At 71.6% G+C, this 18,415-nt stretch carries 18 protein-coding genes and 1 pseudogene; 13 read left to right on the top strand and 6 right to left on the bottom strand.

The window, feature by feature from the left end; translation table 11 throughout:
• Positions 1-258: 258 nt before the first annotated feature.
• The 7 genes and pseudogenes from ACZ3HQ_RS18505 to ACZ3HQ_RS18475 all read left to right on the top strand — a co-directional run.
• A pseudogene (locus tag ACZ3HQ_RS18505) lies at positions 259-402 on the top strand (glucarate dehydratase); the annotation flags it as partial.
• A gap of 116 nt (positions 403-518) precedes the next feature.
• Positions 519-1,673, top strand: coding sequence for a carbohydrate kinase family protein (locus ACZ3HQ_RS18500; protein ID WP_467512808.1), 1,155 nt, complete (start codon positions 519-521; stop codon positions 1,671-1,673).
• Positions 1,674-2,128: 455 nt separating this feature from the next.
• Positions 2,129-3,181: a PhoH family protein gene (locus ACZ3HQ_RS18495; protein WP_467512169.1), complete on the top strand. Its 1,053-nt coding sequence runs from the start codon at positions 2,129-2,131 to the stop codon at positions 3,179-3,181.
• Positions 3,182-3,193: 12 nt separating this feature from the next.
• Positions 3,194-3,691: an rRNA maturation RNase YbeY gene (ybeY, locus tag ACZ3HQ_RS18490; RefSeq protein WP_030814839.1), complete on the top strand. Its 498-nt coding sequence runs from the start codon at positions 3,194-3,196 to the stop codon at positions 3,689-3,691.
• Positions 3,692-3,707: 16 nt separating this feature from the next.
• On the top strand, positions 3,708-5,006 hold the full coding sequence (locus tag ACZ3HQ_RS18485; protein WP_467512167.1) for a hemolysin family protein: 1,299 nt from the start codon (positions 3,708-3,710) through the stop codon (positions 5,004-5,006).
• A complete protein-coding gene (locus ACZ3HQ_RS18480; protein ID WP_467512165.1) occupies positions 5,003-5,374 on the top strand; it encodes an MmcQ/YjbR family DNA-binding protein in 372 nt (123 codons plus the stop codon). Before ACZ3HQ_RS18485 ends, ACZ3HQ_RS18480 begins: the two co-directional genes overlap by 4 nt.
• Positions 5,375-5,418: 44 nt before the next feature.
• Positions 5,419-6,429: a S66 family peptidase gene (locus tag ACZ3HQ_RS18475; RefSeq protein ID WP_467512163.1), complete on the top strand. Its 1,011-nt coding sequence runs from the start codon at positions 5,419-5,421 to the stop codon at positions 6,427-6,429.
• Positions 6,430-6,432: 3 nt separating this feature from the next.
• Here the strand turns inward: ACZ3HQ_RS18475 and ACZ3HQ_RS18470 are convergent, their stop codons facing one another.
• The gene (locus ACZ3HQ_RS18470; protein ID WP_467512161.1) at positions 6,433-7,848 is read right to left on the bottom strand and encodes an MFS transporter; all 1,416 of its coding nucleotides are present in this window, start codon (positions 7,846-7,848) and stop codon (positions 6,433-6,435) included.
• 175 nt (positions 7,849-8,023) lie between these two features.
• Between ACZ3HQ_RS18470 and ACZ3HQ_RS18465 the strand changes: the two genes are divergently transcribed.
• Positions 8,024-8,839 (top strand): helix-turn-helix transcriptional regulator, encoded by an 816-nt coding sequence (locus tag ACZ3HQ_RS18465; RefSeq protein WP_467512806.1) that lies wholly within the window; start codon positions 8,024-8,026, stop codon positions 8,837-8,839.
• The gene (locus tag ACZ3HQ_RS18460; RefSeq protein WP_467512159.1) at positions 8,836-9,186 is read left to right on the top strand and encodes a cytidine deaminase; all 351 of its coding nucleotides are present in this window, start codon (positions 8,836-8,838) and stop codon (positions 9,184-9,186) included. The genes ACZ3HQ_RS18465 and ACZ3HQ_RS18460 overlap by 4 nt, the downstream gene beginning before the upstream one ends.
• A 21-nt stretch (positions 9,187-9,207) precedes the next feature.
• On the opposite strand, the gene ACZ3HQ_RS18455 is transcribed toward ACZ3HQ_RS18460, so the two are convergent.
• Together ACZ3HQ_RS18455 and ACZ3HQ_RS18450 are read right to left on the bottom strand one after the other, a co-directional pair.
• Positions 9,208-9,546: a P-II family nitrogen regulator gene (locus ACZ3HQ_RS18455; protein WP_467512157.1), complete on the bottom strand. Its 339-nt coding sequence runs from the start codon at positions 9,544-9,546 to the stop codon at positions 9,208-9,210.
• Positions 9,543-10,829, bottom strand: coding sequence for an ammonium transporter (locus tag ACZ3HQ_RS18450; RefSeq protein WP_467512155.1), 1,287 nt, complete (start codon positions 10,827-10,829; stop codon positions 9,543-9,545). The genes ACZ3HQ_RS18455 and ACZ3HQ_RS18450 overlap by 4 nt, the downstream gene beginning before the upstream one ends.
• Positions 10,830-11,009: 180 nt before the next feature.
• Between ACZ3HQ_RS18450 and era the strand changes: the two genes are divergently transcribed.
• Positions 11,010-11,963, top strand: a complete 954-nt coding sequence (gene era, locus ACZ3HQ_RS18445; RefSeq protein WP_030814808.1) for a GTPase Era — start codon at positions 11,010-11,012, stop codon at positions 11,961-11,963.
• 19 nt (positions 11,964-11,982) lie between these two features.
• Here era and ACZ3HQ_RS18440 read toward each other — a convergent pair whose 3' ends face one another.
• The 3 genes from ACZ3HQ_RS18440 to ACZ3HQ_RS18430 form a co-directional block, all read right to left on the bottom strand.
• Positions 11,983-13,296: a GH1 family beta-glucosidase gene (locus tag ACZ3HQ_RS18440; RefSeq protein WP_467512152.1), complete on the bottom strand. Its 1,314-nt coding sequence runs from the start codon at positions 13,294-13,296 to the stop codon at positions 11,983-11,985.
• A gap of 69 nt (positions 13,297-13,365) precedes the next feature.
• On the bottom strand, positions 13,366-13,647 hold the full coding sequence (locus ACZ3HQ_RS18435; protein WP_467512150.1) for a protealysin inhibitor emfourin: 282 nt from the start codon (positions 13,645-13,647) through the stop codon (positions 13,366-13,368).
• 23 nt (positions 13,648-13,670) lie between these two features.
• Positions 13,671-14,747 (bottom strand): M4 family metallopeptidase, encoded by a 1,077-nt coding sequence (locus ACZ3HQ_RS18430; RefSeq protein ID WP_467512148.1) that lies wholly within the window; start codon positions 14,745-14,747, stop codon positions 13,671-13,673.
• A gap of 327 nt (positions 14,748-15,074) precedes the next feature.
• Between ACZ3HQ_RS18430 and leuA the strand changes: the two genes are divergently transcribed.
• From leuA to ACZ3HQ_RS18415, 3 genes are all read left to right on the top strand, one after another.
• Positions 15,075-16,805: a 2-isopropylmalate synthase gene (gene leuA / locus ACZ3HQ_RS18425; RefSeq protein WP_467512146.1), complete on the top strand. Its 1,731-nt coding sequence runs from the start codon at positions 15,075-15,077 to the stop codon at positions 16,803-16,805.
• Positions 16,806-16,995: 190 nt separating this feature from the next.
• Entirely contained in the window at positions 16,996-17,640 is a 645-nt protein-coding gene (locus tag ACZ3HQ_RS18420; protein WP_467512144.1) for a TerB family tellurite resistance protein, read from the top strand.
• A gap of 219 nt (positions 17,641-17,859) precedes the next feature.
• On the top strand, positions 17,860-18,411 hold the full coding sequence (locus tag ACZ3HQ_RS18415) for an EF-hand domain-containing protein (protein ID WP_467512142.1): 552 nt from the start codon (positions 17,860-17,862) through the stop codon (positions 18,409-18,411).
• The last annotated feature ends 4 nt before the right edge of the window (positions 18,412-18,415 follow it).

Genomic DNA, 18,415 nt, shown 5'->3' with positions numbered 1-18,415 from the left:
GTCGCCGTAACTCCCGGTGGCGGACAGTGCGTTGGTGGTCCAAGGAAAGACGCCCCGCTTCCTGCGGGGAAATGCAGGTGCAAGGCCTGCCCGGCGCTCCGAACAGAGCCCCATCCCGCCTCCGGGCGGGGTGGGGCTCTTCGTTGCGCGCCCCCGCTCCGCGCCCGCCTGCTTCCGCGCACTCCCCGGTACTCCCGCCTTCCGTGCGCACGCCGCCCTGCGTTCCGCCCATGGACGGCCCAGGTGGCCGCGCTCGCGGGCGTCGACCTCGACCGTGATGCGCTCGCCCGTCTCCACGAGCGCCGGGCGTCGGACGACGGCGCCCTGCGCGACCGCGACGACAGCGCGGCGATGCGCGTCGCGCACCCGGACCGGCGGACGCCGGTGATGCCCCGCTGGTGACCCGGCGCGACCCCGCGAGCCCCCTGGAACCATCGGATTCCGGCCGCCGAAGCCTCGGTCACCGGCCGGTCGGTGGTGCACACTGGCCAGATCCGTACCACGTCAGGGAGCCCGCACTGATGCCGTCCCACGCGATCGCCGGAGAGGAAACCGGAGGCGACCCGGAGCACCTCACCCAGACAGCGCGCCACCAGGCCCAGGTCGACCCGCTGGCCGCGCTGCGCGCACCCGGCGATCCGCCCTGGGACGTCTATCTCACCGGCACCGTCTTCCTCGACATCGTCTTCACCGGCCTGGACACCGCCCCCGTGCGCGGTACCGAGTCCTGGGCGCGCGGGATGGGCTCCAGCCCCGGCGGCGTCGCCAACATGGCCGCCGCGCTGGCCCGCCTCGGCCTGCGCACCTCGCTGGCGGCGGCCTTCGGGGACGACCACTACGGGGAGTACTGCTGGGACGCGCTCGCGCGGGGCGAGGGCATCGACCTCACCCCCTCGCGCACGGTGCCCGGCTGGCACTCGCCGGTGACCGTCTCCATGGCGTACGAGGGGGAGCGCACGATGATCTCCCACGGGCACGAGCCGCCGCCGGAGGAGCCCGCGCCCGACTGCCCGCCGCCCGCGCGTGCCGCCGTCGCCTCCCTCACGCCGGGGCGCCGGGCGCCCTGGATCGCGCAGGCCGCCCGTAAGGGGACCCGGATCTTCGCCGACGTCGGGTGGGACGACACCGGTGCGTGGGACCTGGCCGGGCTCGCCGACCTGGAGCACTGCGAGGCGTTCCTGCCCAACGCGGAGGAGGCGATGCGGTACACCGGCTCCACCTGCCCCAAGGCGGCCGCGCACGCCCTCACCGAACACGTACCGGTCGCGGTCGTCACCCTCGGCGCGGAGGGCGCGTACGCGGTGGACCGGCGCACCGGCGAGACCGCCGAGGTGCCCGCCATCGCGGTGGAGGCCCTCGACCCCACCGGCGCCGGGGACGTCTTCGTGGCCGGCTTCGTCACCGGCACCCTCGCCGGCTGGCCCCTCGCCGACCGCCTCGCCCTCGCCGGCCTCACCGCCGCCCTCTCCGTCCAGGAGTTCGGCGGCTCCCTCTCCGCCCCCGGCTGGTCCGAGATCGGCGCCTGGTGGCGCCGGGTGCAGTCCCTCGACACCCAGAACCCCGCCGCCCTGCGCCGCTACGCCTTCCTGGACCCCCTGATCCCCACCCACCTAGACCGCCCCTGGCCCCTCCGCCGAGCAGTCCCCACGATCGGCTTCGGCCGCAATGCGTAACGCCTACGGCGACCCGACCGAGGGACTCGCCACCCGAGCCGCCCCCCTGCCGACCAAGAAGCCGAATGCCGGTCGGCGCCCCACCCCGGCCGCCCTGCGTCGCTCGCCGTCCGACGAGTCCAGGCGCAGGCGGCCGCGAGGCGGTCCGTCGAAGCAGCGGTGGCACGGTTTGACTGTGCCTGGCCGCGTCATCGCACCGTAGGGACCAGGCTCGCGCGGACCGGCCGTGCCGGACCACGGAGGCGCGGACCGACAGCACCTGCTCCGCCACAGGCGCTCGGCACCTGCCGGGAGCCACACGTTGCCCGCTCCGCCACCCGCCCAGGCGCCGCAGGCACTCTCGTGGGTGAAAAGCGCTGCGGGGTTGACGGGGGAGCGGCGTAGGCTGGAGGGGCCGAGGTCGCCGTTGGGGGTGGCCGGGATGAGGAGGAATCGCAGGCCATCAGCGCCGGCCCATGACTCAGACACCGACAGCTCACACCTCCGCGCAGGACCAGGCGAGAGCACGGATCAGCGTTCCCGCACAGCACCCGATGGTGACCGTGCTGGGCTCCGGCGACTCCCTCCTGCGCGTGATCGAGAAGGCTTTCCCGGCGGCCGACATCCATGTCCGGGGCAATGAGATCAGCGCGGTCGGCGACCCGGCGGAAGTCGCCCTGATCCAGCGTGTGTTCGACGAGATGATGCTGGTGCTCCGCACCGGGCAGCCGATGACGGAGGATGCGGTGGAACGCTCGATCGCCATGCTCAAGGCGAGCGAAAGCGGGACGAGCGACGGTCCCGAGACCCCGGCCGAGGTGCTGACGCAGAACATCCTGTCCTCGCGCGGCCGCACCATCCGCCCCAAGACCCTGAACCAGAAGCGCTACGTCGACGCCATCGACAAGCACACCATCGTCTTCGGCATCGGCCCCGCCGGTACCGGCAAGACCTACCTCGCCATGGCGAAGGCCGTGCAGGCGCTCCAGTCCAAGCAGGTCAACCGCATCATCCTGACCCGCCCCGCGGTCGAGGCCGGCGAACGCCTCGGCTTCCTCCCCGGCACCCTGTACGAGAAGATCGACCCGTACCTGCGCCCGCTCTACGACGCGCTGCACGACATGCTCGACCCCGACTCGATCCCGCGTCTGATGGCGGCGGGCACGATCGAGGTCGCCCCCCTGGCGTACATGCGCGGCAGAACCCTGAACGACGCCTTCATCATCCTGGACGAGGCCCAGAACACCAGCCCCGAGCAGATGAAGATGTTCCTCACCCGCCTCGGCTTCGACTCGAAGATCGTCATCACCGGTGACGTCACCCAGGTCGACCTCCCCGGCGGCACCAAGAGCGGTCTGCGTCAGGTGCAGGACATCCTGGAGGGCGTCGAGGACGTCCACTTCTCCCGGCTCTCCTCCCAGGACGTCGTCCGGCACAAGCTCGTGGGCCGTATCGTCGACGCGTACGAGAAGTACGACAACGGCCAGGGCACGGGCAGATCCGGTGCCAAGGGCTCCAAGGGGAAGTAGACCAGCACGACCATGTCGATCGACGTCAACAACGAATCCGGCACCGAGGTGGACGAGCAGGCGGTCCTCGACATCGCCCGCTACGCGCTCGCCCGGATGCGCATCCACCCGCTCTCCGAACTGTCGGTGATCGTCGTGGACGCCGATGCCATGGAGCAGCTCCACATCCAGTGGATGGACCTGCCGGGACCGACGGACGTCATGTCGTTCCCGATGGACGAGCTGCGGCCGCCGGGCAAGGACGACGAGGAGCCCCCGCAGGGCCTCCTCGGCGACATCGTCCTGTGCCCGGAGGTCGCGGCCCAGCAGGGCAAGGACGCGCCCACCCAGCACTCCATGGACGAGGAACTCCAGCTCCTCACCGTCCACGGCGTGCTGCACCTCCTCGGCTACGACCACGAGGAGCCGGACGAGAAGGCCGAGATGTTCGGCCTCCAGGCCGCCATCGTCGACGGCTGGCGGGCCGAGCGCGGCCTCACCGGGCCGTCCCCGGCGCCGACCGTCTCGTAGGGCGGCCGGTACCTCGATGAGTCCGCAGATCGTGATCGGCGCGGTCGCGCTGATCGTCGTGGCCTGGCTCGCCGCCTGCGCCGAGGCGGGCATCGCCCGCGTCTCCAGCTTCCGCGCCGAGGAGGCCGTCAAGGCCGGCCGCCGGGGCAGCGCCAAGCTGGCGCAGGTCGCCGCCGACCCCACCCGCTATCTCAACGTGGCGCTGCTGCTCCGCGTCGCCTGCGAGATGGCCGCCGCCGCCCTCGTCACCTACGCCTGCCTGCGCGCCTTCGACGCCACCTGGCAGGCCCTGCTGGTCGCCATCGCCGTGATGGTGCTGGTGTCGTACGTCGCCGTCGGCGTCTCGCCCCGCACCATCGGCCGCCAGCATCCGCTGAGCACCGCCACCGCGGCCGCCTACGTGCTGCTGCCGCTGGCCCGCGTGATGGGCCCGGTGCCCTCGCTGCTGATCCTCATCGGCAACGCGCTCACCCCCGGCAAGGGCTTCCGGCGCGGCCCCTTCGCCTCCGAGGCGGAGCTGCGCGCGATGGTCGACCTCGCCGAGCAGGAGTCGCTGATCGAGGACGAGGAGCGCCGCATGGTGCACTCCGTGTTCGAGCTGGGCGACACCCTGGTCCGCGAGGTGATGGTCCCGCGCACCGACCTCGTCGTCATCGAGCGGTACAAGACCATCCGGCAGGCCCTGACCCTCGCCCTGCGCTCCGGGTTCTCCCGCATCCCGGTCACCGGGGAGAGCGAGGACGACATCGTCGGCATCGTGTATCTCAAGGACCTGGTCCGCAAGACGCACATCAACCGCGACGCCGAGAACGACCTGGTCTCCACCGCGATGCGCCCCGCCGTCTTCGTCCCCGACACCAAGAACGCGGGCGACCTGCTGCGCGAGATGCAGAAGGAACGCAACCACGTCGCCGTCGTCATCGACGAGTACGGCGGCACGGCCGGGATCGTCACCATCGAGGACATCCTGGAGGAGATCGTCGGCGAGATCACCGACGAGTACGACCGTGAACTCCCGCCCGTGGAGGACCTCGGCGAGGGCCGCCACCGGGTCACCGCCCGCCTGGACATCACCGACCTCGGCGAGCTGTACGGGCTGGAGGAGTACGACGACGAGGACGTGGAAACCGTAGGCGGACTGCTCGCGAAGGCCCTGGGCCGCGTGCCCATCGCCGGCGCGAGCGCCGAGGTCGAACTGCCCGACGGGCGACGGCTGAAGCTGACCGCCGAGGCCGCCGCCGGTCGCCGGAACAAGATCGTGACGGTACTGGTCGAGCCCGCCGGGGTCCCGGCGCGGGAGGAGAGCACGGAATGAAGCCCCAGGAGCTGCGCGCCCTCTGCCTGTCCTTCAACGCGGCGAAGGAGGAGTTCCCCTTCAACCCGGACACCTCGGTCTTCAAGGTGCTGGGCAAGATGTTCGCCCTCGCGGCACTGGACGCGCGGCCCCTGACGGTCAACCTCAAGTGCGACCCGGAGGACGCCCCGCGCCTCCGCGCCGACCACGAGGGCCTGATCGTGCCGGGCTATCACATGAACAAGCGGCACTGGAACACCGTCACGGTGGACACCGGCTCCGGCTCCGGCCTGCCCGACGCCCTCGTCAAGGAACTGGTCGAGGACTCCTACGACCTCGTCGTCGCGGGCCTGCCGAGGGCCGAGCGGCTGAAACTCGACCGCCCCTGAAAACCCCTACGGGTGCGCCCTGACTCCGTGTCAGAATCCGCCGCATGAGCCCTCGCTACCCGCGCCCCGGAGACCGTATCGGCGTGACCTCGCCCTCCAGTGGCGTCCCGGACGCCCTGCGCGGCCGGCTCGACGTGGCCGTGGCCGACCTGAGGGAGCGCGGGTACGAGGTGACGGTGGGCCGGTGCATGGACGGCTCCGGCCACCTCAGCGCCCCGGCCGCCGAGCGGGCCGCCGAACTCACCGCGATGCTCACCGACCCCGAGATCCGCGCCGTGGTGCCCCCGTGGGGCGGCGAGACCGGCATCGACCTGCTGCCGCTGCTGGACTTCGCGGAGATCGGGCGGGCCGAGCCGACCTGGGTCGTCGGCTACTCCGACGTCTCCGGCCTGCTCGCGCCCCTGACCCTGCTGTCCGGCTGGGCCACCGTGCACGGCAACAACCTCATGGACACCCCCTACGGGACACCCGGGGGCCTGCTGTCCTGGCCGGAAGTCGTCGAGGCGCCGCAGGGCGGCCCGTTCACCCAGACCCCGCCCGGCCGCCACCGCTCCGGCGGCTGGGACGACTTCGCCCGCCACCCCGAGGTCCGCGATCCGGGCTTGGACACCGAGGGCACCTGGACCCGGCTGGACGGCACCGGGGACGTGGACGTGAGCGGGCGCCTGATCGGCGGCTGCGTCGAGATCCTGGCCAACCTCGCGGGGACGCCGTACCTGGACACCGCCGGACTCGCGCCCGGTGAACCGCTGTTGGTCTATGTGGAAGCCTGCGAGGACAGCGCGTTCTCCATCTGCCGGAACCTGCACGGGATGCGGCTCGCCGGGTTCTTCGACCGGGCCGCCGCGATCCTGGTCGGCCGCACCAAGGCCCCGGACAGCTCCACCCTGACCCAGCACGAGGCGGTGCTCGACGCGCTCGGCCCGCTGGGCGTGCCGATCGTCGCCGACGTGGAGTGCGGGCATGTCGCCCCGTATCTGCCGCTGGTCAACGGCGCGCGCGGCCGCGTCGAGCACACGGCCGCGCGCAGCGCGATCACCCAGACCCTGGACTGAGGGTCACGCCCTTACGGGACGCAGCCCGAGGGCGATCAGGACGGCCGCGCCGAGCACGACCACCGCGTCCAGCGCGATCACCGTGTGGACCCCGGCCAGCAGGTCGCCGGAGGTGGTGGCCAGCACGCCCAGCAGGGGCACGCCGACGGTGAGGCCGACCTGCTGGGTGGAGGTCACCAGCCCGGTGGCCAGCCCCTGTTCACCGTCCGGCACGCCCGAGGTGACGGTCAGGCCGTACGAGACGATCGCGCCGAGGTGGCACATGCTGGCCAGGGACACGGCGGTCACGGCCGGCCACACCGACCAGCCCTCGGCGTTCAGCGGCAGCAGGGCGGCGACCAGGAGGCCCTGCCCGGTCAGCGAGCCGACCAGCACCCGGCGCGCGCCGAACCGGCCGATCACCCGCGGCGCGAAGACGCCCGCCACCGCCGACAGCACGCCCTGCACCCCGAAGACCAGCCCGGTCTCGAACGCCGTCAGCCGCAGCACCTCCTGGAGGTACAGGGTCAGCACGAACACCACGGTCGACATCATCGAGAACGTCACCAGCCCGCCCAGGTTGCCCCACGCCACCGTCCGGCGGCGCAGCATCGGCAGCGAGACCAGCGGCGCGGCCGTACGGGACTCGATCACGGTGAACGCGGTCAGCAGCGCGAGCCCCGCCACCAGGGCGGTCAGCACGTCCGGGTGGCCGAAGCCCCGGTCGGCGGCGGTGGACAGCGCGTAGACCAGGGACAGCAGGCCGGTGGTGACGGTGACCGCGCCGGGCACGTCCAGCCGGGGGCGCTCCGGGGTGCGGGACTCGGGCAGCAGGCCCGGCGCCAGCGGCAGCACGATCAGCGCGAACACCGCCAGCAGCGCCATCGTGGAGCGCCAGCCGAGAGTGTCGGTCAGCACCCCGCCCGCGACCATGCCGATGGTGAAGCCCAGCGACAGCAGCGTGCCGGAGATGCCGAGCGCGCGGTCGCGGGCCGGGCCCTCGGGGAAAGTGGTCGTCAGCAGCGACATGCCGGTCGGCACGATCGCCGCCGCGCCGAGCCCCTGGAGGGCGCGGCCGGTGAGGAAGGACGCCGGGTCCCAGGCCAGCGCCGCCAGCAGCGAGGCGGCGCCGAACAGGGCGAGACCGGTGAGGAACAGCTTGCGGCGGCCGTAGAGGTCGCCGACGCGGCCGAACAGCAGCAGGAAGCCGCCGGAGGGCAGCGCGAACGCGGTGACCGCCCACTGCAGCGCCGAGCGGCTCATGCCGAGGCCGGTGCCCAGCTCGGGCAGCGCCACGTTCAGCACCGAGAAGTCGAGGGCGACCATGAACTGGGCCGCGCACAGCACGAACAGGACGAGCCGGTCCCGCGCCGAGAGCCGGACGGGGCCGACGGGCGGGCCGGTGGGGGGAGTTACGGGGACTGGGGTGTCGATCGCCATGGCAAAGAGCTTCCGACGGCCGGAAGAAACGTGGGGAGTCGGAACTTATGGTGGTGGTGGCACCACCAGACACGGCGACGAGGGGGAGCGGGACGTGGCTGCGACGGCGGGTACGGCGAGCGTGCCGAGAAGCGAACGGCGCAGTGAACGGCGCAGTGAGCTGCGGGAGTTCCTGATGACCCGGCGCGCCCGGATCACCCCGCAGGAGGCCGGACTGCCCTTCGGCGGACCCCGGCGCCGCACGCCCGGTCTGCGCCGGGAGGAGGTCGCGGTGCTGGCCGGGGTGGGCGCCTCCTGGTACCAGTGGCTGGAGCAGGGGCGGGACATCTCCGTCTCCCCGCAGGTGCTCGACGCGGTCTCGCGGGTGCTGCGGCTGAGCGACGCCGAGCGGCGGCACCTGTACCTGCTGGCGGGGCTCAACCCGCCCGCGCCCGACCTCGTCTCGTCCCGTCGGGACATGTGCGACGGGCTGCGACGGCTGATCGACACCTGGATGCCGTATCCGGCGCACATCATGGACCGCTACTACAACTGCGTGATGTACAACGCGGCGGCGACCGCGGTGTTCGGCATGGGGGAGGGTTCCACCCCCCGGAACTGCCTGGTCGACTTCTTCGCCGACCCGCTGTTCCGCAGCCGCACCCTGAGCTGGGAGACCAACGCGCGTACGGTCGTCGCGCAGTTCCGGGCCGCCTGCGCTGCGCACCCCGACGACGAGGGGTTCCGGGCGGTGCTGGACGAAGTGAGCGCTCTGAGCCCGGAGTTCAACGCCCTGTGGGCCGAGCGGGACATCGAGGACCAGGGGCAGATCCGCAAGGAGCTGATGCATCCCCGTGCCGGGCTGCTGGCCGTGGAGTCCACCGCCATGCAGGTGCCGGCCCGGCCCGACCTGCTGATCGTGCTGCACACCCCGCTGCCGGAGGCGGACACCGCGGCGAAGCTGGAGTGGCTGGCGAACGGGTCCGAGGGGGTTCGTATGCTCGGGGCATGAGCGAGAACGAGCTTGACCCCGAGGACCGCAAGATCGTGACCCTGGCCCGGTCGGTACGGGCCCGGAACGGCGTCCCGGAGGGGGCCGCCGTACGGGACTCCACCGGGCGGACGTACGCGGCCGGTTCCGTGTCCCTCCCCTCGCTCCAGCTCAGCGCCCTGCGCACGGCTGTCGCCATGGCGGTGGCGTCCGGAGCGGAGTCCCTGGAGGCGGCGGCCGTCGTCAGCGAGGCGGAGGGTGTCCCGGCGGAGGACCTGGCCGCCGTGGGCGACCTCGGGGGCATGGGTACGCCCGTACTGCTCGCCGGTGCTGACGGAGTTGTCAGGTCGAAGGCCACGACTGACTGACATCGAGCGACCGTGGACCGGTTACAGCGCGTCCGGTCCCCGCTCGCCCGTCCTCACCCGCACGACCGTCTCCACCGGTACCGACCACACCTTGCCGTCGCCGATCTTGCCCGTCCTCGCGGCCCGCACGATCGCGTCGATCGCGTCCTCGGTCACCGCGTCCTCGACGACCAGCTCCAGGCGGACCTTGGGGACGAGATCGACCACGTACTCCGCGCCCCGGTAGACCTCGGTGTGGCCGCGCTGGCGGCCGTAGCCGCTGGCCTCGGTGACGGTGAGGCCGTCGATGCCGAGGTCGCGGAGGGCGGACTTCACCTCGTCCAGGCGGTAGGGCTTCACGACGGCGGTGATCAGCTTCATAGGGGGCTCTCGGCTTTCCGGACGGGGGCGCCATGGCCCAGGACCCCGTGATCGTAGGCCGTCTCGGCGTGCACCGTAAGGTCGAGCCCGGTGCGCTCCTCCTCCTCGCTCGCGCGCAGCCCCAGCGTGCGGTCCAGCAGCCTGCCGAGCCCGTACGTCACCGCGAAGGCGTACCCGGCGACCGCGAGGACCGCGACGAGCTGCCGGCCCAGCAGCGCGAGCCCGCCGCCGTACAGCAGCCCCTCCGGGCCGCCGGTCATGGCCCTGTCCGCGAACAGGCCGATCAGCAGCGTGCCGATCACCCCGCCGACCAGGTGGACGCCGACGACGTCGAGGGAGTCGTCGTAGTTCAGCTTGAACTTCCAGCCCACCGCGTACGAGCAGACCACCCCCGCCGCCAGGCCGACGACCAGCGCGCCCAGCAGTGAGACCGTGCCGCAGGACGGGGTGATGGCGACCAGGCCCGCGACCGCGCCGGAGGCGGCGCCCAGGGTGGTGGGGTGGCCGTCCCGCTTCTGCTCGACCAGGAGCCAGCCCAGCAAGCCGGTGCAGCCGGCGGCCATGGTGTTGAGGAAGGCGGCCGCCGCGAGGCCGTTCGCGCCGAGCGCGGAGCCCGCGTTGAAGCCGAACCAGCCGAACCAGAGCAGTCCGGCACCGAGCATGACCATGGGAAGGCTGTGCGGGCGCATGGCGTCCTTCTTGAAGCCCAGCCGGGGTCCGAGCACCAGACACAGCGCGAGCCCCGAGGCCCCGGACGTGATCTCCACCGGCAGACCGCCCGCGAAGTCCAGCGCCCCCAGCTTCGCGCCGATCCACCCTCCCGGCCCCCACACCCAGTGCGTGACCGGAACGTATACGAGCAGCGTCCACACCGGCACCAGCACCAGCCACGCCCCGAACCGGGTGCGGTCCGCGACCGCGCCGCTGATCAGGGCGGCCGTGATGACGGCGAAGGTGAGCTGGAAGGTGGCGAAGAGCAGGGTGGGGACCGTGCCGTGCAGACTGGCCGGGCCCACCCCGGCCATGCCCGCGTTCTCCAGCCCGCCGAGCAGGCCGCCGCCGAGGTCACCGGTGAAGGCGAGGGAGTAGCCGGCCGCCAGCCAGACCACGGTGACCAGGGCGATGGACACGAAGCTCATCATCAGCATGTTGAGGACGCTCTTCGCGCGGACCATGCCGCCGTAGAACAGGGCCAGGCCCGGTGTCATCAGCAGCACCAGGGCGGTGGCGGCGAGCAGCCAGGCGGTGTCACCGGTGTCCGCGTGGGCGGCGGCGAGGGTCACGGGCGTCTCCAGTGATCCGGGGGAGCGGGCTCGTCAGAGGGTCACGGGTGCGCGTTTCCGGTCGCCTACAGGGGCGTTTCCGGGGTGTTTCGGCCCGCTCCGGGAGCCTGAGACGCTGGTCGCGGGGGTGTGGCGGACGCCCGTGCGGCACGGGCTCGCGGATCAGGGAGAATGGTCGGCATGAGCGTTCGTACCCAGTCATCCGAGCGGTCGGGCGAGAATGCCCACCGCGCAGGCTTCGCGTGCTTCGTGGGCCGTCCCAACGCGGGCAAGTCCACCCTCACGAACGCTCTGGTCGGGCAGAAGGTGGCCATCACCGCCGACCAGCCGCAGACCACCCGGCACACCGTGCGCGGCATCGTGCACCGGGACGACGCCCAGTTGATCCTGGTCGACACCCCCGGCCTCCACAAGCCGCGCACCCTGCTGGGCGAGCGGCTCAACGACGTGGTGCGCACCACCTGGGCCGAGGTCGACGTGATCGGCTTCTGCCTCCCGGCGAACGAGAAGATCGGCCCCGGCGACCGCTTCATCGCCAAGGAGCTGGCCGGGATCAAGAAGACCCCCAAGGTCGCCATCGTCACCAAGACCGACCTGGTCGACTCCAAGACCCTCGCCGAGCAGCTCATCGCCATCGACCAGCTCGGCAAGGAGCTGGGCTTCGAGTGGGCCGAGATCGTGCCGGTCTCCGCGACCGGCGGCAAGCAGGTGGGCCTGCTGGCCGACCTGATCGTGCCGCTGCTCCCCGAGGGCCCGGCGCTCTACCCCGAGGGCGACCTCACCGACGAGCCCGAGCAGGTCATGATCGCGGAGCTGATCCGCGAGGCCGCGCTGGAGGGCGTGCGCGACGAGCTGCCGCACTCCATCGCCGTCGTCGTGGAGGAGATGCTCCCGCGCGAGGACCGCCCGGCCGACAAGCCGCTGCTCGACATCCACGCCAACGTCTACATCGAGCGGCCCAGCCAGAAGGGGATCATCATCGGCCCCAAGGGCAAGCGGCTGAAGGACGTGGGCATCAAGTCCCGCAAGCAGATCGAGGCCCTGCTCGGCACGCCCGTCTTCCTCGACCTCCATGTGAAGGTCGCCAAGGACTGGCAGCGCGACCCCAAGCAGCTCCGCAAGCTCGGGTTCTGAGCCCTGCCCCTTCGACTGGTCAGCGCTGCGCCCGCAGCAGGTCCCGGTACCAGCGGTACGACGCCTTCGGGGTGCGCCGCAGCGTGGCGAAGTCCACGTCCACCAGGCCGAAGCGGCGGGCGTAGCCCTCGGCCCACTCGAAGTTGTCCAGCAGCGACCAGACGAAGTAGCCGCGCACGTCGACCCCTTCGGCGAGCGCGGCGTGCACCGCGCGGACATGGCCGTCCAGGTAGGCGATGCGGTCCTGGTCGTCCAGCCCCTCGTACGAGCAGCCGTTCTCGGTGATGACGAGGGGCGGGAGCCGGTCGCCGTAGCGGTCCCGGAGCCCGGTCAGCAGGCCGGTCAGCGCCTCGGGGACGACCGGCCAGCCGAAGTCGGTCACCGGGACACCCTCGAACTCCCGCAGTGAGAAGGGGAGTCCGCCGGGCAGGCTCACCCCGCCGAACTCGGTGGGGTTCTCCTCCGGGGCGCCCACGCGCGCCGGGGCGTAGTAGTTGATCCCGTACCAGTCGAGCGGCTCCGCGATGATCCGCAGGTCGTCCTCCGCGCCCTCGGGCATCAGCGCGGCCGTGCCGTCGGGGTACTGGCCCAGCAGGACGGGCTCCGCGAAGAGGCGGTTGAGGAGCAGGTCGTAGAAGACGGCCGCCTCCACGTCCGCCGGGTCGGCGGAGGCGGGCTCCACGGGGGAGTGGGAGTTGGCGATGCCGATGCCGCTCTTCCCGGCCGCGCGCAGCGCTTGTACCGCCAGGCCGTGCGCGAGGAGCTGGTGGTGGGCGGCGGGGAGCGCGTCGAAGAGCAGGGCGCGACCGGGGGCGTGGGTGCCGAGGGCGTGGCCCAGCAGGGTGTGCTCGGCGGGCTCGTTGAGGGTGATCCAGCGGGGCACGCGGTCCCCGAGCCGGTCCGCGACACCGAAGGCGTGGTCCGCGAACCGGTACGCGGTGTCCCGGTCCAGCCAGTCGAGACCGGCCGGCAGATCCCAGTGGAACAGCGTCGGCACCGGCTGGACCCCCGCCTCGCACAGCGCGTCCACCAGCCGGTCGTAGAAGTCCAGACCGCCCGGGGAGTTCACGCGCGGCCACGAGACCGAGAAGCGGTACGCGTCCACGCCGAGGCCGGCCAGCAGGGCCACGTCCTCCGGGTAGCGGTGGTAGTGGTCGCAGGCCACGGCGGCCGTCGACCCGTCCTTCACCCGGCCGGGCTCGGCGGTGAACACGTCCCACACCGAGGGTTCGCGCAGGTCGGCGGCGCCCTCGATCTGGTGCGCGGAGGTCGACACCCCCCACAGGAAGCCGTCGGGGAAGCGGGGGAGAGGGCCGTGCGCGTCCGTCACCATGGCCCGGATCATCCGCACCGGGCCCCCACCGCGTCAACGCCGCGTCGCTCCGGGCCGACGAGACACCCCCTAGGCCCCCTCCTTCAATACGCGCGACACCAGCTCCCGCTGCGCCTCGGTCAGCCGGGGGTCGGCCGCGTGGACGGTGTGGCCGTCCACCGTGATCTCGTAGTGGAAGCCGTCGGGGACGCCCGGAACCGGGGTGCCCGGCGCGGCGGCCAGGGCCTGGTCGGCCAGGGCCTGGTCGGCCAGGGTGCGCCACTCCGCCGCGTCGGCCCGCCCCGAGGTGTCCACCTCGGCCTGCCGCTCGATGCCCGCGAAGCCGCCCGTACGCCGTACTTGGATACGCATGGCCCCAGTGTCCGGCACGACGGCTACAGCGTCTCCACCCCCACTTCCTCCCACGCCTTCTCCACCGCCTGGAGTTCGCCGCCCGCGCCGAACCGCTCGCGGGCGGCCCGCACGGTCAGGGTGGCGAAGTCGGCGAACTGGGCGTCCTCCTTGAGCTTGCCGCCGGTCAGCACGTCGTACCAGATCTGGCCGGTCTTCTCCCAGGCGTAGCCGCCGATCGCGGTGGCCGCGATGTAGAAGGCGTGGTTGGGGATGCCGGAGTTGATGTGCACGCCGCCGTTGTCCCGCCCGGTGTGCACGTAGTGCTGCATGTCGGCCGGCTGGGGGTCCTTGCCGAGCACGTCGTCGTCGTAGGCGGTGCCCGGTGCCTTCATCGAGCGCAGGGCCTGGCCCTGGACGCGCGGGGCGAGCAGTCCGGCGCCGATCAGCCAGTCCGCGTCGGCGGCGGTCTGGCGGAGCGTGTACTGCTTGATCAGCGAGCCGAACACGTCGGACAGCGACTCGTTGAGCGCGCCGGACTGGCCGAAGTAGGCGAGGTTGGCGGTGTACTGCGTGACGCCGTGGGTGAGTTCGTGGCCGATGACGTCGACCGGGATGGTGAAGTCGAGGAAGATCTCGCCGTCCCCGTCGCCGAACACCATCTGCTCGCCGTTCCAGAAGGCGTTGTCGTAGTCCTTGTCGAAGTGGACCGTGGCGTTGAGCGGGAGGCCCCGGCCGTCGATGGAGTGGCGGCCGTACACCTTCAGATACAGCTCGAAGGTGGCGCCCAGGCCCGCGTAGGCCCGGTTGACCGTGGCGTCGGAGCCGGGCTCGGAGCCCTCGGCGCGGACCTTCCTGCCGGGGAGGTCCTGTTTGTGCCCGGCGTCGAAGATCGTCCGGTTCGGCTGGTCCCCCTCGGCGGGCGCGGCCGTGTCGGCGGCAGCCGCCTGCCGGTCGATCACGGTGGTCAGCCGGCGGCGGGTGCGCTCCAGCGCGTCCCGCTCCAGGGAGCGGCGGGCCGGGCCGGACAGGGCCGGGTCGGAGTCGCGCGCGAGCTTGTCGAGGAGGTGCGGCGGCACGATCGTGCAGAAGACGGGCTCATGGCCCCCGTTGGTCGTCATGCCAATAAATGGTCGCACCGAGCGATGTCAAAGTCACTAGCTGTAACCGTGATTGATGAAATACGGTGATATCTCTCGTCACTCCCCGTCACTGAGTGGTATGGACCCCTCGACAAGGTCCCGCGTCACCCATTCCGGTTCCGCATGCTGATACGCCCCCGCGTGCCCGGCGGGCCTCGGCTAGGCTGCACAGCATCATGCGTTTCGGGCTGCTTCTCCTTAGCTGCCGCGGCGAGGGTCTGTAAGCAAGGCCGACTCCCTCCCCGCGGTGCTTTTGGCGTTGCGTCGTCGGCCGTCCCAAGGACTTTCCGAGGAGCCCACGCGATCATGGCGAACCGCCAGCAGCCCAGCCCGATGCCGTTCCAGCGCTACGGCCAGTACGAGCAGGTCGACATCCCCGACCGCACCTGGCCCGGCAAGCGCGTCACCGCAGCCCCCCGCTGGCTCTCCACCGACCTGCGCGACGGCAACCAGGCCCTGATCGACCCGATGTCGCCCGAGCGCAAGCGCCGGATGTTCGACCAACTGGTCAAGATGGGCTACAAGGAGATCGAGGTCGGCTTCCCCGCCTCCGGCCAGACCGACTTCGACTTCGTACGCTCCATCATCGAGGAAGAGGGCGCGATCCCCGAGGACGTGACGATCTCCGTCCTCACCCAGGCCCGCGAGGACCTGATCGAGCGGACCGTGGAGTCCCTGAAGGGCGCCCGCCGCGCCACCGTCCACCTGTACAACGCCACCGCGCCCGTCTTCCGCCGGGTGGTCTTCCGGGGCTCCAAGGAGGACATCAAGCAGATCGCCGTCGACGGCACCCGCCTGGTCGTGGAGTACGCGGAGAAGCTGCTGGGCCCCGAGGCTGACGGTACGACGTTCGGCTACCAGTACAGCCCGGAGATCTTCACCGATACCGAGCTGGACTTCGCCCTGGAGGTCTGCGAGGCGGTGATGGACGTCTACCAGCCCGGTCCGGGCCGCGAGATCATCCTCAACCTGCCTGCCACGGTGGAGCGTTCGACCCCGTCCACGCACGCCGACCGGTTCGAGTGGATGCACCGCAACCTCTCCCGCCGTGAGCACGTCGTCCTGTCCGTGCACCCGCACAACGACCGGGGCACCGCCGTCGCCGCCGCCGAGCTGGCGCTGATGGCCGGCGCCGACCGCGTCGAGGGCTGCCTGTTCGGGCAGGGCGAGCGCACCGGCAACGTCGACCTGGTCACCCTGGGCATGAACCTGTTCTCGCAGGGCGTCGACCCGCAGATCGACTTCTCCGACATCGACGAGATCCGTCGTACGTGGGAGTACTGCAACCAGATGGAGGTCCACCCGCGCCACCCCTACGTGGGCGACCTGGTCTACACGTCCTTCTCCGGCTCCCACCAGGACGCCATCAAGAAGGGCTTCGACGCGATGGAGGCGGACGCGGCGGCGCGGGGTGTCGGCGTGGGCGAGCTGGAGTGGGCGGTGCCGTACCTGCCCATCGACCCCAAGGACGTCGGCCGCTCCTACGAGGCCGTGATCCGGGTCAACTCGCAGTCCGGCAAGGGCGGTGTGTCGTACGTCCTGAAGAACGACCACAAGCTGGAACTGCCGCGCCGGATGCAGATCGAGTTCTCGAAGATCATCCAGGCCAAGACGGACGCCGAGGGCGGCGAGATCACCCCGCGCGACATCTGGGCCGCGTTCCAGGACGAGTACCTGCCGAACCCGCAGAACCCGTGGGGCCGCATCCAGGTCCGTACCGGCCAGTCGACCACCGACACGGACGGCGTGGACACGCTGACCGTGGAGGCGACGGTGGACGGTGTGGACACCGTGCTGACCGGTAGCGGCAACGGCCCGATCTCGGCGTTCTTCGACGCGCTGCAGTCGGTCGGCGTGGACGTACGCCTGCTGGACTACCAGGAGCACACGATGAGCGAGGGCGCGTCCGCGCAGGCCGCCTCCTACATCGAGTGCGCGGTCGGCGACAAGGTGCTGTGGGGCATCGGCATCGACGCGAACACGACACGTGCGTCGCTGAAGGCGGTCGTCTCCGCGGTGAACCGCGCGACCCGCTGACCCCGCCCCGACCCGGCGCTTCGGTGCCCCGGCCGCTGAACCAGGCGGCCGGGGCACCGTCGTCTTCCGGCCAGGGAACGCCGCAGGTCACGGACCGGTCTCGTCCGTAGGGCTGACTCGGGCTCCGTGATGTGGCTAACATCACGCCAGCGCGGCGACGTGGCCGCGTGGTGACGTGCGGAGGTGCGACGTGCTGCCAGTACGGGGACGAGACGGCCGAGCCACCTGGTTCGTCCGGCGCATCCTGGGCTCCCGCACCGCCTGGACGCCCCAGGGCGACGGGGAGTTCTTCTGCCCCGGCTGCGGCGGCGACCGCAACTACCAGCGCCTCGCCGGCCGTACGCGCCTCACCGTGCTCGGGGTGCCCGTGCTGGCGCGCGGGACGACCGGGCCGGTAGTGGAGTGCGCCTCCTGTCTGCACCGCTTCGGCGTGGAGACCCTGGACCACCCCACCACCCGCCGCCTCTCCGTCCTGCTCCGCGACGCCGTCCACGCCGTCGCCGTCTCCGTGCTGGCCGCCGGGGGCACCGGGTCGCGGGCCGCGCTGGAGACGGCAGCCGAGACCGTCCGCGCGGCGGGCTGCGAGGAGGAGGCGGCGGAACGTCTCGCCATGACCCTCGACGGCGGCGATCCCCGCACCCCCCTGACCGCCCTCGCCCCTCACCTCGCCGCCCCCGGCCGCGAGTCCCTGCTCCTGGACGCCGCCCTCATCGCCCTCGCGGACGGCCCCTACACCCCCGCCGAACACACCGCCCTCACCACGGTGGGCGAGGCCCTGCTGCTCCCCGCCGAGGTGGTCGAACGGGTCCTCGCCGCGGCCCGCATGCCGTCCTGACCAGGAGAGACGTGACGCGCGGGCCCCCTTGGGCGACATCGCCGAGAGGCGCCGACTCCGCCGGCCTCGACAGACCTCGACCTGACCCCGGACTCTCGATGAGTGAGCGCACCAGTGATCACTAAATCGGGTGGCATATGCGGACTTTGCTATGCCTGAGGGGAGTTTCTCCGCATCCTGGAGGTGTCATCACCGCGAGATCACGGAGGACTTGGAACCATGACCACCACCGCGCAGGACATCATTTCCGTCAGGCTTGAGCGCGCGTTCGACGCCTACGACGGCAACAAGGACGGCTACCTGGACTGGTCGGACTACCAGCAGCTCGGCGACCGCTACATCAAGGCGTACGCGCTCGACAAGGACGACCGGCGGGCCCACGCCATCATGGCGTTCACCCAGATGTCCTGGCTGGAGCTGCTGCGGCACTCGGGGGCGGACACGGACCGGCTGACGAAGGAGCAGTTCGTCACGGCCAACCGGCTCGCGGCCGTCGACACCAGCCGGGTCAACGTGGCGGAGGGCAACGCGCACGCGATCTTCGATGTCATCGACGTGGACGGTGACAACGAGATCAGCAAGAACGACTTCGCCCGCTTCCTGCGGGACGTGTGGCGCAGCGAGGCGCCGGACGCGATGGACTCGTTCGCCAGGCTGGACACCGACGGCGACGGTGCGATCTCCCGCCAGGAGTTCATCCGCGCGATGCGCGAGTACTACTTCTCCAGCGACCCCGACGCGCCGGGCAGCCTGTTCTTCGGGCGCCCCTGACCTA

It is taken from the genome of Streptomyces sp. NPDC018263, assembly GCF_055562575.1.
The sequence above is the reverse complement of the archived record's forward strand: the minus strand, read 5'-3'. Positions and strand labels throughout refer to the sequence as shown.